Below are 14153 nucleotides of genomic sequence, written 5' to 3' on the forward strand. Positions count from 1 at the left end.
CATGAAACCCGGGGCGATTCAACTTGCTATTCAGAGCCACCCCCGCCTCTGATATAGTAAGGTATTCAGAGGTAACTCCTTCTCCCGCCCCCTCATTCTGGGTCGCGTAGGCGCCATTACTCGAACCTGGACGGCAACGTGGGCAAACCGTGCTCCCTTGGCTCGCAGAAAATGTGTTGGCTTTGGGTTGAGCCTCCGGCATTGCGAGACACTCGGAAGGATAAAGTTCCTGCCCCCCTACATTGAGCTTTATGCATACCCGCTGGCCGCTGCAATTATCTCTGTGGCGATATACGTGCTGGCGCTATCCATTTTCGAGCGACTCAACGAAACGCTCCTTACAGTACGGAACATTAATTTTTCCCTAGCGAAGACCAGCGAGCTTAAAGCTAAACGGGATGACCAATTTTAGGACAAGCTAGAAGATGCGGATGAATCTCAAGAAAAAGTAACAGAGATTATTTCCCTCCAATCATACCGAATGGTGAAGTTCATAGCCGTGTGAGCGGCGTTACCCTTGGAAAACTCCTACACCCAATTGACAATCGAGATAAAGGTTTTTAATTAGTCGGCGTTTTTCTCGACAGGGGAGAAATCGAGGATGTGTCGATGGATGACTTGCATGTGATCCTGCACTGCAATAAGTACCGTAATAGGAATTTCGTGTTTGAACAGAGCGAAATGGTATACCAGTGAAGACTGGTCTGATGAGTTAGCATCGTATTGCCATGGCTACCCGGTTGCTTACTCGTCGATAAAGCGCATAACCTTTCAGCTCCAAATTATAGAGAGTGAGCACGACGCTTTTTAATGCCACGGAGTATCACCGGTCGCGCATGCGTGAGTTGATTTTGCTGCTGCGCCGCTCGACGATCCATTCATTGTGCCTTTTGTAAGCCCGCCATGCATGCCAAAAGGCTAATCTTGTTTCGTGCCCCACTCCTATCACACTGCTCACCTGTGGAGCGAATTGAAGTGAGTTGTCAATCGGGATGTGGTCAGCCTTCGACAGAATGTGCGTAAAACTTCGATCTGAAGTGCTGTTATGATGCCTCGTCGATCTTGTGAGAGAAAACTTCCGCGTGATTCCTGGCGCTTACTTGGTATTTCAGGGTTTGTTGTTTGCATGTAGTTGGTATTATTTCGCTGCCTATGGCCAGCGCTGTATCTGAAGCACGACAATACTCAAACCCAGGCCGAGATTTAGCTTCGGGTAGTTTCAACTCATTGCGCAGAGTATTCCATAGAGGCTGTGTGTTGAATTGTGGATAACCATCGACAAAGTTTCTATATTCTGCCTTAACGCTGAATGGTTGTTATTTGGCCAGGATGAGGCATCCGCACAGGCCGCCTGAGAGCCTCTACACGGCGCATTAGCGCCCCAGCCCACCCCAGGCATTGCCATCACCTCGAAAACCCAGCAAACAGGCTCTGGCGAAGGCCTGTAGGTTTTACAGTTGGCTAGTACCGGCATATCCCTCGGTGCAAAGGTTGAAAATCATTTGGTCGGTCGGAATGATATCAAGACGCCGCTACCGCCGACAGTGACTGCTTGGCCACTTGGGATTTGCAGACGACCGCCACATTCAAGAATATCTTTTCTGTCGGAGACCGGCCTATGGAGAGTCCGCCCCCCCCCCTATTGCTGCNAGGCTTCGATTCGCCAAGGGAATATCACGTCTCTCTCCGCTTGAGATCACTCCTGTATCGCCGCCTGGAGCTCGGGCGACCCTCGCGTTCAGAGGCGCTGGCATATTTACCGTGAGGAGTTTGGTGGTGATATCTGAGGTTTTTACCTCGGACATAGAGGCCTCAGAGTTCGCCTTGGAGGTATTTGCTCTCATGGAGGATTTCGGCCTGGTTCAGAGTAGCGATGTAGCCCTCTGGCACCAACGGCTGTTTGCTGCTGTATGAGCTTGCAGCTGCTGGCCAGACAATCGTAACCAATTGATTTATATAGGGTTGCTCGGGCAACCCCCTCCCCCCCCTTTAAGCCCTGCCTTCATTAGCTCTGGACAATCAAAGTCCTTACAGCAAATACCAGTTGCGAGGAATCTGTAACTCATTGATCTATATAGGGGTTGCCCAAGCAACCCTCTTCCAAGAGGAAGCCCTGTAGCTTAGGCTGGACATTTTACTATCTGCCAGACCACTCTAAAGCCAATCCTATTTTCGCAGCTATAATCTACGCATTCCTGTCTGCAGCCTGGCAATACATCCAATGTTTACCGAGGAGCATGAATAATGATCCCCAACAACTCAAAATCCGAGCATTTGGTTACCTTGGAGATGGACGTGGAGGCCAAGACTCTTGCTGCTATTGAGCATGCAGCAAGGCTGCTGGGTTTGAGCCGTGAAGAATTTATTCTTGCGGTAGCCATTGAGAAGGCCACAGATACACTCTTGGACCGACGAATATTCACACTGTCTGAGACTGACTTCGATGCCTTCGAGCAGTCACTGAACTCGCCGGACCCGTCCAGAGATGAAAAGCTTTCCAAACTTCTCACTAGACCACACCGCTGGAGCTGATTTCCAATCAAGCAGCGGAGCCAACGGCTAGCGACAGTTTTTTCGCAGGAATGGAGGTGTGCCCGATCCCGTGGAGGCGCCGCCCATTCAGACGCCTAAAGCGCTCTATCGGCTTGTCGTGCCCCTCAAAGAATATTTTTCTTGCTGTTCTTCCATAGTCCTGTGCAAAACAGAAGCAGATAGCTAGGTTGTGCACCTTGAGATTCGTGTCATTGCATACGACCTCCGTGTATAAGCAAAACCTCGATTAATCCTCACTCTGCGGCCAAAAATCTATGTGTGGGGATAAATGTGGGAAAGAGGTCACGCAAGCTGCTGCCCTCCCTTATTTGGCAAGCCTTCCGGCTGTTTTGTAGGAGGATATCTGCTCCCCATACATCCCAGCCGAAGGTAGCTCACCCCGAGCCATTTTTGATGGATCTGTATTGCTGTCAGGCGACAGACGGCACTGCTTCTTTCAGATCTGCTACAACCCGCGTAAAGCCCTCCCCGCCGAGATCTATCGATCCCCCTAGCCAATTAGCATGCTAATCCGACGAACGATCACGAATTCCGCGGTAATCAGGACGACGCACACTGCCTTGATATTGAAAAAGCCTCAGATCTCTGAAATCCTTGTCCTTCGTCCTAGGACGCGGGACATGCGGATCGCGCAAAAAATGAAAAGTCAAGACATCGGCCTACTGCTGTACCTTCATTGCCTGCATCAGCAACTCAATGACAACCATGACCCGCGAGACTCTCCCTGGCCAGGGGACTGGAAGGGTTGGAGTGACCAACCCAATAACAGTATGATTGGTGGCGTCATCGATAAAGAGCAGCACCTTTCACGCTTCACGGCACGGGCCCTGGAGCAGCAAACCGGTATCAGCAAGAGTCAGATCAGTCTTGCACTCAAGCGCTGCTATGCGGTTAACCTGGCCAGCAAGGACCCTGAAACCGAGATACCACTGGTCAACAAAAAAGCCCTATACGAATTCATTGTTCACGGACTACGGTATGTTTTCCCTGCTCAACCTGGAGCACTAACCCGCGGCATCTCCACAAGCTTTGGCGCGCCGGTATTGCAAGGCAAACTGCTTAGCGCAGGAGATACCCTTTTGGTTTGGCCGGATGCGTGGGGCAATGCCATGGGTCAGAGCATCTCGCCATTGTTTGCTACAGCCACTCTCGCCGCACGTAACCATCCCCAGATGTACGCACTACTGGCGCTGACTGACGCGGTTCGGATTGGTAGGCCACGGGAAAGCAAGCTAGCTGCTGAACTGCTTCGGAAGGAACTCGCGCTGTGAACACCATCACCCTGCAAAAGCATATGTTGATTGAGGTTGTAAAAGCTCTGGGCCCTGAGCTAGTGCAACAGGTTACTTTTGTCGGGGGCTGCACCACTGGATTATTGCTTACCGACGAGTTCACCAGAGAACAAGTGCGCAGTACCGACGATGTATCTGATTGTCAGCGTGATGGGGTACGCCGGCTTCCATCAGCTTCAGGAACAGCTACGAGGCCAGGGATTCAAGGATTGCACTGACTTGGAAGACCAGGAGGAGATGCCAATTTGCGCCATGGAGCTGCGGGGCCTGCGCGTAGACTTCATGCCTGACGACGAAAGGATTCTAGGCTTCAGCAACCGTTGGTATAAACGTGCGGTGGAGACTGCGCAATCTTACGCACTGACAGAGCAGCTCAGCATTCGACTAGTAACACCTGTGTGTTTCATGACCACGAAACTGGAAGCCTGGAAAGGCCGCGGCAAAGGTGACGCTCTTGGCAGCCGTGACATGGAAGACATCCTCAATCTTATTGATGGGCGCGCCGAGCTGTTTGATGAAATACGCCAGGCTGGCGATGATGAACGCCACTATATAGCTGAAGAGCTGACCAAGGTGCATAAAACGCGTTCTACAGCCATGCACTTCAAGCTGCTGCCGGAGGTGACCCCGCCAGAGAGCGTCGCTTGCATAAAATCATCACTCAGATCACCGGACTCAACTGATGCAGGCGCACTGGTTGAGCCGTAAAGGCCGGCAACGTCAGGGCAATTGTGATGCCGGCGCGCTAGCGCTGAAGGACTATCAGGTATGCGCCATCATTGTAGATGCGGCCGAGCACCATGGAACACGACCAGGAGAGTTCGCCAATCACTGGGCACAGCAAGTGATCCAGTTCCTGAGCGTTACAGCTGGCCCGGTTCAACCACAGCAGGCCTGCGCAATCCTCAGGGAAGCACAGCGCCAGTTGCGCGACCAATATCTGCTTGAGATTGGCAGCTACTGCCTGGTCATGCTCAATGCACAGCAGCGAACCGGGGTCTTACTGCATACCGGCGACTGCATTGCAGCCGTTGCACTGCATGACCATATGCGCTGGCTTGTTAAACCGCATACCTTGCCAGGCCAAGGCTGGGTAATAGATCAAGCTGAACGCCACCGGCTGACTCGTAGCCTCAATGCACGCCGCTTTTCAAAACCTGGAGTCTGCCAGTTTGATCTTCCGCAGGGGGCCAGCTTACACCTGTGCACTGATGGCTATTGGGCAGAGCATCTGCAGGAAAAAATACCTCTGCATCTGCTGCAGGATGACGCCAGCAACCTGCGCCTGGAGATTGATGCCAATCAGCCTGACCGACTGACGCTGGAAAGCGACATAGATAATTTTTACGTGGACGCAAATTTGCGACACTTGAGTACACGTCAGCACCACTACCCAGCTAAAACGCTTGGCACAGTCAGTGACAACGCATAAGGCAGCCGGTCTCTCTAGTATGAGAACAGAAGGGCATTACATACACAAACAGACCAACCGATAACTCCCACCTTTGCTGCCACGGTCTTGTGTTCGCCAGCTTTGATAGCCCATCCATGTGTACTTGGTTTGCTTCAGCCCCACACGCTACGACAAAATTTGTCGCACCCTATGCCATAGTGTCAGAGTCATCCAAGGCAAGGAAATCCAATGCCAATACCACCAGCCCCCATGACATACCAATGCTCGGCCTGTAACTGGAAGCGCACCGTAGTTCCTCGCAGCGACTGTCTGACCTTTGGCAAAGACATCTTTGTTGAGTGTCCCCGCTGTCAGAAACCGCTTACGGCAAGGCCTGCAACAACCTTAGAGGCAACACTGGCAAAGCTTATGCCGCGTTTCCGTTGAGCCTTATAGATCGGGAGTAACATCATGACGAACATGGTCACTGACAACAACACCGCCTGGCAAAGCGTCCATGACGCAATCCAGGATGCGGGAAAAATCAACATCATCGTTGCCGGCAAAACCGGCGTCGGTAAAAGCACCCTGATCAACAGTATCTTCCGTGGCGAACTGGCCAGAACCGGCTCCGGAAAGCCGGTTACGCAAAAAACCGAAGAGATCAGCAAGGACGGGCATCCTGTATGCATCCTGGATACCAAAGGCCTTGAACTGAAGGATTATCAGGAAATCATCGACCAGCTTGCCAGCATCATTGATGAGCGCACGCACCACCATGACGCCGACAAGCACATTCACGTTGCCTGGCTCTGTATTCATGAGGACGGCCGGCGTGTCGAACAGGCTGAAATCGAGCTCTGTCGGATGTTCGCCGAAAAACAGATTCCGGTGATTGTTGCCATTACCAAATCCAGGGCAGACAACGGTTTTCGCAGTGAGGTAGGACAGATTCTGTCCATGGCCAGTGCCGTGGTTTCCGTACGTGCGATGGAAGAGCTACTGGATGAGGATGGCGATCAGATCATTCTCAAACCCCGCGGCATTGATGACCTGATCATCAATACCGCAAAGCTTTTGCCCGAGGCCAAACAGCGGGCCTACGCCAACGCCCTGAACTCAAGGCACGCAGCCGCCACAAAACTCAAAATCGATCAGGCCAACCGTGAGGTCAATATCGCAGCGGCGGCCGCAGGAGCCGTTGCCGCAACGCCTATTCCCTTTGCCGACGCTGTGGCCCTTGTACCCATTCAGGTCAGCATGCTGGCCAAGATCGGCGTTACCTTCGGCATGGAGCTGAAATCAGCCACCCTGACCACGCTGGTGACGTCCACGCTGGGCGCCAGTGCCGCGACTCTGATTGGCCGGGCGCTGGTTACCGGGGTGTTGAAGCTGTTTCCCGGCGCCGGCTCGGCGGTTGGTGGCACCATTGCCGCCACAACGGCGGTAGGGCTGACCAAGACGCTGGGAAACACCTACATCAAGGTTCTCACGGCGTTTATTGAAGATAATCCCGGTGCCGAACTGGACATTGAACTGATCAAAAGTGAAATGAAAAAGAAAATGCCGTTTTGACCGCAATGACTGCCCCCCGGCCTTGGCCAGGGGGCAGCCCGAGCAACTACTGACTCAAGGCCCCGGCTCAAACCAGTGACTCATCACTCCTGAAGCAAACACATAGGCGTGCTTGCGGGCCCGCGTCAGACTGACATATACCAGCGCACGCTCCTCGTTCTCGCGTTGACGGCGCGTGACCGCATCTGCAGCGGAGTCCAGCAAGAAGTCCAGCGGCACCAGCCCCTGGTTGGCCGAAGCAAGGAACACGGCATCGAACTCCAGCCCCTTGACCCGGTGCATGGTCGCCAGATTCAGGGTGCCCGCTGGCGTGCTGGCACTACGCCCATCCAGCAGGTGACACGACTGCTGCCGGGCTTCCAGTGCGGCCTTGAGTTCACCGACCTCACGACGAGTACGCGCGATAACACAGCAGGCCTCAGGGGCAAACCCTTGATCAGCAATAGACTGAAGAATTGCCTGTGCCTGCTGGTCCATGGAATCAAAGCAGCGCACTTCCGGCGCCGGGCCGTGCATCAGGGAATGGTAGAACTGCTGGCTGTCTTCCCCGCCATCCAAGTCATCCACCAGAACCCCTTCCAGGATGCTGACCGCCATCTTTCGTGTTTCATCGGTGGTGCGATAATTGATTTTCAGACGCGCACTGCGGCCACGGATATCGATGCCACAATGCCCCAATACCACCTTGTTCTTGCCATAAATCCGCTGATGCCCATCACCGACAATGAACAGGTCATCGGCGCCCGGCGGCACCAGTGCGCGAATCAGCATGAACGCCTGAGTGCCCATGTCCTGCGCCTCATCGACAATCACCGCAGCCAGATCAGGGCGCAACTCCGGTCTGTGCTCAATCAACTGCCGCGCATCACGGTAAGCGTCATCGGTTTCCTTCAGGTAATTGCTCGCCAACAGATGACGATAACGCTCGAAGACTGGCCAGATTGCCACCCGTTGTTCGCGGTTCAACCGGGTACCGCGGCCAAGACGAGATGCTTTTTTGTAGTCCTCCACCGAGCGTACCGACTGCGGCTGAACAACCCTGGACCATTCCTCCTGAAAAAACGCCATGCCCAGATCGATATCAGCGGGCTTCTCCGAATAGGCCTGCTCCCAGAGCTTTTTCTCAACGCCACTATCCAGCAACAGGCCATAGTCATAGCCCTGCTGCTTGAGGAAATTCATTACCCAAGCATCCAGATTCTGCACCTCAATGCGGCCCAATGCCTCCTGGCTGCAGATCTTGTTTAGGTTCTGCTGAATATCTGCCGCCAGGTTCTTGGTAAAGGTGGTGAACAGAATCCGGCCGGCATCCGCCGCGAGGTGATTGGCCAGCCACTTTGCCCGGTGCATGGCCACCACGGTTTTCCCCGTGCCCGCACCACCCAACACCCTGACCGCCCCATTCTTGTGGCCCTCGGCCAGCCGGCGCTGGGCGGGGTGCAGGAACACCCGCCACTTTTCAATCGACTGGTTAAGCACCTCCTGCAATTCCTGTTCGTTCTCCGCCACAGTGAACAGCGCACGGGACTCCGGACGGGTCAAGGCAGCCGTGAAGTCATCGGTGTCGACTGACTCCGGCACGCTCGGCAGCACCTCGCTCCAGGCCTCCTCGAAGCTGGCGCCGGCCATCAGCATGAACAAGCCGTCATGCACATCCCGGGGAATCTGCTCATTGCTCAAAGCCGCATCCAGATCCGCCTCAGTCTTCATGCTGCGCACCAGCGGCAAGGCTGCCTCGGGTACCCCCAACTGCAGCAATTGCCGGTCGCGCAGGCTATCAAACAGGCCCGGTTGTGCTGCCATGGCCGGCGTCTGCGACTCTTGCGACGCGGTGCTTTCCTCGACAGTAAAGACTTGCAGGCTACCGGTATTCGGGTTGATCTCAATCTTGCGCTTTTCCGCCCATTTATAGGCTGCCTCATGGTGATCGACATACAGCATCAGATACAGATCCTGCTTCTCGGCCGCCGCCAGAATGATTCGTACATCTTGATTGGCGCGAATCGAGCGCAATTTACTGTCCCTGAACGCCGTCAGCTTCTCGTAATGCAGCCCACCATGCTGCGGGTCCTGCTGGAACAACATGACCGCCTTGTTGGCCTGACTCTGCTCGTTCGGGGTCAACTTCAACAGGCTTTCAAAATACTTTTCAGAGAACGCTACACTGGCCATCTCAGGCTCCTGATTCCGATTCGTTCAACGCGGTCACCAACGCCTCAACGCTGGAGCAAATGCGCCAACCCTGCGCTTCCAACCAGGGCCTGGCGGCAACCTGATCTGCAACGTCATCCAGCAACAGGGCAATACGGGCGTCAACAAACAGTAATTCCGCCTCGCCAACCACCTCATCCAGTTCACCGGCGGTTATTTCTTCAGCCACCTGCACCTGCGTCGGCCAGTTAACTTCCTGCGCAGCCAGAGCAGCACGCAGGCTCTCATCCAATTGGTCAAACCAGGTCGGTTGCGAACCCGGCAACGCCTGCGCATGTTCGCTTGGATCAGCAGAGCTGCTGGCAGGCCAGATCAGACCGGCGGCAATCCCGCTGAGTTTCGACTCCGGTGTCCAGGCATAGAACAGCGGCAGGAACTGCAGGAAATTCACCGCCGACCAGAAGCGCTGCCACTGATAGCGTGCCTGCTCTTCACTGCCCTTTTGCAAGTGGTAGCTTGCTGACACCAGCGCCTGGTTCAGGTCAAAGGTTTTCAGCAGTGCTTCGCCGGCCAGCAAACTCAGGCTTATCGACGCTGCCGCCTGCTCGTCAGTCAGAACAACCGATCCAGCCAGCACCACAGGGGTCGGCAACTGGTCGGTAAAGCTGGCGGGCAAGCCATTCAGGCTCTCCAGGGCTGTTGCCTTGACCGCCGGGTCCGCCAGTGCTCGGGCCGGCAGGCATTGCAGCAGATAAAACAACGCTTGCTCACGCAACGTGGCGATATCCTGCTCCGCCAGACAATGCATCAGCAGTTCGAAACTGCTTTTATTCAGGTGGCTTGCGGTATTGGCCACGCCGGCCTGTCTGGCCAGTGCGGCGATCGCCTGATGATGCTGCTCTGACGACAGCATGCCGAGCGGCAGCGGCACGTCGGTGGCCTTGTCACCAAGAATTTTATTGATGTCGTACCAGCTCAGTGTCCAGACCACAAACCCGGCGCGCATCAACGCCTGACGTTTGAGCAGGTCCTCGCTGGCCTTGTCCGCATGGAAGCGGTAGCCATCGAGGAAAATCGCCACCGGCATCACGCTACGCTGCACAGGCCAGAGCACAAAATCAGGCTTGCTGGCGAACTGCACACCATCAGCCTTGCCCAGATTGACCTGAGGCTCTATCTCATAGGCCAGATCACCAATGGTCAGGCGGAAACCGCTCTTGCCCCGGATGATGTCCTTGCCCACTCGCACCTTGCGCTGACCTACGCACTCGGTCCCGGAGCAGCGGGCCAGCGCCTCAGGGAAGCGCGCCTCAAGTTCACTCTCGATCCACGGATTCCCCCCCAGCGCGCTGAGGTTTTGTGAACCCTGCACCCACTGCTGATCGCCCTCGACAATGTCCTTGAGCATTTCCAGCGCCAAGGCCTTGCTGGTGCTGTCCATGCCATAGGCATTGCGATACTCCAGCAGGCATCGATAACAGCCATCCATGCTGTTGCCATAGCAGTCACAGGCCGCCATGACGTCATAGGCCATGCGGAAAACCGACTGCATGTTTTCCGCCCGACTGAGCAATTCATGCAGGTAACCGGTACCACCCGGCACCGAGTCATACAGCACGATAAAGTGCCGGCGCTCATCTGTTTCGCCCACCGGCTCGCTTTGATAGGCAACCCGCAGGTGATCCACCTTGCCGCCGAAGCGCCGCTTGAGACCTAACTGCAACGCCGCCACAAAGGAGTTCACCTGCTCTGCAGTACCGCCAGTAGACAATCTGGGCAACAGAATACGCAGCGCCTCGGATGAAAATTGCCGGTACAGATACAGACAGTTCTCCAGGCCGTTATCCTCATGCCCGTTCGCCAGCTTTTTCGGACCACGGATATAACTGCAGGACTTCAGGTGGGCAGGCTCTTTCTTACCGTTGACGGCAGCCTTCTCCTGAACCGAGCCACACTCACGACAGATCGGGAAACCGGCCCGCTGGATATGCTCGCCGGCGACATCGAAGAACATGTCGTCGCCATCGCGACGGCCGAAGTTCACCTCCAGGAAACGTGCAGCACGAATGAATTCAAAGCCAAAGGGCTTGTCCTTGTCATCCAGCACCCAGGTGATGTGCACATCCGATGGTTTGAAATCGATCAGCATCTGCTTGTTGAAGAACACCGGCTCACGGTCGTCCGAGCGGTCATCCAGCAACGCATCCTTAGCATTGGTGAAAGCATAGACCTGGGTCATCTTCAACATTTTGCTGCGAGCGCTGGCATCTCCCCACTGATTGGTATGACAGCGTGGGCAAGTCTTGTCATTGAAGCCCGCCGTCGGGTCATCGGCAGGCGCAGAATAATGGCAGCGCGGACAAAAGCGCCAATCCTGAATATTGCGCCCCTTGGCAGTTTCCACCCGGCTGATCTTGACCTTGCGGTTGCCCGCGTAGAACACCGACTCCGGTGCCAACTCGGTCAATGCCGCCTGGGCCGGGCGCTGGTATTCATATTCGCGCTTGATGAACTCCTGCTCAGCACCATCGACGCCCACGGCCTTGTCTGAGCGAAAAATCACCGAGTGCAGGGTAGCGCCCTCCTCAGGGAAGGCGTAGTTGGGCAGCAGCCCCTCATCGGTAAAGAAGTTCAGCGTCTCGCGCTGGTTCAGCCGAATGCGCAAACTACGATAGCCCGCCGCCTCACGCTCCAGTTCTCGAATCTCAGCCTGGGTATGCTCATCCAGCGGTTGCTTACGCAGCTTGTCCAGTTGCTTGTCCAACGTCTTGATGGTCTCAGCCATACGGTTGCGTTCATCTGCCACCAACTTGAGTCGTCCGAGCAGATAGAGCTCAAGGCGTTCTTCATCGAACTGCGGCCCGCCGAACAGATATTGACGCAGCAGTTCCAGGTCCTCGCCCGCCAGCTCGGTTGCCACATGACTGCTGAAGCCATCCCAGATGGCCTGCATGTTGTGCTTGAGAAAGTTCAGCAGGGTATAGGGGAAACGATCTTCCTGAGCCTTTTCCACCGCATCCAGCACCGGCTGCATGGTATGCGGCACCTGATTGTCACCCTTCGCCCAGCGGGTCCAGCAATCCATGCTGTAGGCCAGCAACTGCCGGCGCAGCACATGCCGCGCTTTGAGGAATACGGCCGGTGGCTCGACCGGGGTATCCAGCATGCGTGCCGGGTCGGCATAGAACACCAGATCATGCGGGCGACCATTGGCCACGGTAAGCACGAATGAGTTGCCGTCCCGGCGGCCACCCCGGCCGACCCGCTGCAGATAATTGGCCTGTGCCGGTGGCACCGAGCAAAGCAGCACACTGGACAGGTCGCCAATATCAATACCCATCTCAAGGGTTGGCGTCGCCGACAGCAGGTTGTATTCCCAAGGCTTGCCCCCCTTGATAAAGCTATGCTCGACCCGCGCCCGCTCACTGGCTGCCAGCAGTCCGGTATGCTCATGGGCAATTACCCGGTGAATCTCGCCGTGACGGTACAGATTGCGATAGAGCGAATGACGTACCGGCACCACGTTTTCATACAACAGTTCAGGCCCAGCAGCACTCACCATTGGCAGCCCCAACCAGCGCCGGGCCTGTGCTGCCGGCACATGCAGCGGGCGATAACCACTGCACTCCAGCGCCTGCACATCGGTCACAATGGACAGCACCTCGGGATTCAGCGCCCACAGTCTGACACCTTTCTCGTTGCTTTCAGCCTGCAGCAGCCCCTCAGCCGTCAGCGCATCCAGCGCCGCTACCAGCACCTGCTCCTGCTGTTTGCGGTCCACCAGAGCACCGGGATTCAAACAGCTCAGCCAGTTTTCGTACCAGGATCGGGCGGCATTGGTGTGGCTGAGCGGTTCATAGCCTTCCGCCTTGGCGGTAGCCGGATAACGCGGCCTTGGCGACGCCGGGCCCAGAGCTGGTGCGTAATCCAGAAAGCTGAGCAAGTAGGCCTTGCCGGACTTTTCCCGATAGTGGGCCAGATCCTTCAGGCCGAACGCCCCCAGATACAGCATGTGCTGCATCAATCCGAGCATCAGCCCCTCGGCTGCTTCCCCGTCTATCCGGTAACCCAAGGTGTTGTCCACCTGGCTGCGCCAGGCTGCAGCGGCCTGCTCCACCGGCGTTGTCGGCCAATCCAGTGCCGCCACGCCCAAGCGGTTCAGCGAGCGCCCGACCTGCGCCCGCCAGCCCAGATCCTCCAACGCCTGCCACAGCATCCGGTCACGGATCAGTCTGAGCAGGCGTGGTGCATTGCGTACCTCACCGGTGGTCTCAAAGTGCTCAAAATCGGCACTGAATCGTTTATCCGGCGGCATGAACTCACGCAGGTATTTCGGCAGCGCAAGACGGCCCTGGTGCTCGCCATGCTGCAACCAGAAAGCCTCAAAACGTGCTGGCAGATCAACCAGCGGGACCGCTGCTGGCTGGCTTTCCAACAACTGGGTCAGGGCCATGCGTACGTTGTTATGCCAGGTACGCGCCGCAAAAAAACCAGCGCGGTGAGTGGCATCCTGAACCGAGTCGCTGAAGGTCAGCAACTTGCGATCATCGTTATCACGGCTGCTGAACATCTGGTGAATGGCAACCGCACTCAGGCTGGCAGCCCGCGCACCAAACACCACCAGTGCCGAGCGTGCAGAACAATAGGGGCAATCCGGCTCGTGCACCACGCGATTGACATTGTCCCAGCTGACATCCTTAAGCTGATGCGGCTTGCTCACGCGAATCAGGGCTTCATTACCGGCCTGACAGCCCTTGCATGATCCGCCGAAATCCACCGCTGCGGTGTGCCCGCATTCACGACAAACGCGGAAATTATCCAGCCGCATACCGGCAGGCGAGATCGCGGCGCCCTGCTGCCATGGCAGCAGCAATGAGGTTTCCGGCTGGTTGCTGAAAAAAGCGCTGTAGATGCTCTGCAACTCGGTTTCCAGCATCTGGTCGGTTACATGGCTCAGCTCCATGCGGGTCAACCAGGCCGTGCCGTGGCATTCGCGGCATTGCACAAGCGGCAGACGAACCAACTGCTGATCTTTGGGCGGTTTGTCATCCCCGAAAGCCAGCAGTGGCGGCAGCTCGGGCGCAGATCCACCATCCTGGTCATCCAGCGAGTGCCGACCCGGCTCGCGCAGGGTGCCGACAATCCGCCGAAGCTCGCGTGACCACAGTGTCACCTCCCCGTAAAATCGG

General features: G+C 56.0%; 7 protein-coding genes. 5 read left to right on the top strand and 2 right to left on the bottom strand.

The features are described from left to right. The first annotated feature begins 2244 nt into the window (after positions 1-2244). The 5 genes from C2846_RS18115 (at position 2245) to C2846_RS18140 (ending at position 6813) form a co-directional block, all read left to right on the top strand. Positions 2245-2532 (top strand): type II toxin-antitoxin system TacA family antitoxin, encoded by a 288-nt coding sequence (locus C2846_RS18115; protein ID WP_119702152.1) that lies wholly within the window; start codon positions 2245-2247, stop codon positions 2530-2532. Positions 2533-3173: 641 nt separating this feature from the next. Continuing rightward, complete coding sequence (locus tag C2846_RS18120; protein ID WP_240638230.1) at positions 3174-3824, top strand: hypothetical protein; 651 nt, start codon at positions 3174-3176, stop codon at positions 3822-3824. Positions 3825-3974: 150 nt separating this feature from the next. Continuing rightward, positions 3975-4553 carry a hypothetical protein gene (locus C2846_RS18125; RefSeq protein ID WP_240638231.1) on the top strand — a complete coding sequence of 193 codons (579 nt, stop codon included), beginning with the start codon at positions 3975-3977 and terminating at the stop codon, positions 4551-4553. Beyond that, positions 4528-5277, top strand: a complete 750-nt coding sequence (locus tag C2846_RS18130) for a hypothetical protein (RefSeq protein WP_119702153.1) — start codon at positions 4528-4530, stop codon at positions 5275-5277. Before C2846_RS18125 ends, C2846_RS18130 begins: the two co-directional genes overlap by 26 nt. 432 nt (positions 5278-5709) lie before the next feature. After that, positions 5710-6813 (top strand): YcjF family protein, encoded by a 1104-nt coding sequence (locus C2846_RS18140; protein ID WP_119702155.1) that lies wholly within the window; start codon positions 5710-5712, stop codon positions 6811-6813. Between the two features lie 54 nt (positions 6814-6867). Here C2846_RS18140 and C2846_RS18145 read toward each other — a convergent pair whose 3' ends face one another. Together C2846_RS18145 and C2846_RS18150 are read right to left on the bottom strand one after the other, a co-directional pair. Continuing rightward, on the bottom strand, positions 6868-8985 hold the full coding sequence (locus C2846_RS18145; protein ID WP_119702156.1) for a UvrD-helicase domain-containing protein: 2118 nt from the start codon (positions 8983-8985) through the stop codon (positions 6868-6870). A gap of 1 nt (position 8986) precedes the next feature. Continuing rightward, positions 8987-14137 (bottom strand): DUF1998 domain-containing protein, encoded by a 5151-nt coding sequence (locus tag C2846_RS18150; protein WP_119702157.1) that lies wholly within the window; start codon positions 14135-14137, stop codon positions 8987-8989. Positions 14138-14153 lie beyond the last annotated feature (16 nt).

The organism is Pseudomonas jilinensis, assembly GCF_003586265.1.
Classification (GTDB): domain Bacteria; phylum Pseudomonadota; class Gammaproteobacteria; order Pseudomonadales; family Pseudomonadaceae; genus Halopseudomonas; species Halopseudomonas phragmitis.

Excerpts from the sequence above, each read along its gene's own strand:
- C2846_RS18115 (WP_119702152.1), top strand. The coding sequence starts at position 2,245 with ATGATCCCCAACAACTCAAAATCCGAGCATTTGGTTACCTTGGAGATG.
- C2846_RS18120 (WP_240638230.1), top strand. The coding sequence starts at position 3,174 with ATGCGGATCGCGCAAAAAATGAAAAGTCAAGACATCGGCCTACTGCTG.
- C2846_RS18125 (WP_240638231.1), top strand. The coding sequence starts at position 3,975 with ATGTATCTGATTGTCAGCGTGATGGGGTACGCCGGCTTCCATCAGCTT.
- C2846_RS18130 (WP_119702153.1), top strand. The coding sequence starts at position 4,528 with ATGCAGGCGCACTGGTTGAGCCGTAAAGGCCGGCAACGTCAGGGCAAT.
- C2846_RS18140 (WP_119702155.1), top strand. The coding sequence starts at position 5,710 with ATGACGAACATGGTCACTGACAACAACACCGCCTGGCAAAGCGTCCAT.
- C2846_RS18145 (WP_119702156.1), bottom strand. The coding sequence starts at position 8,985 with ATGGCCAGTGTAGCGTTCTCTGAAAAGTATTTTGAAAGCCTGTTGAAG.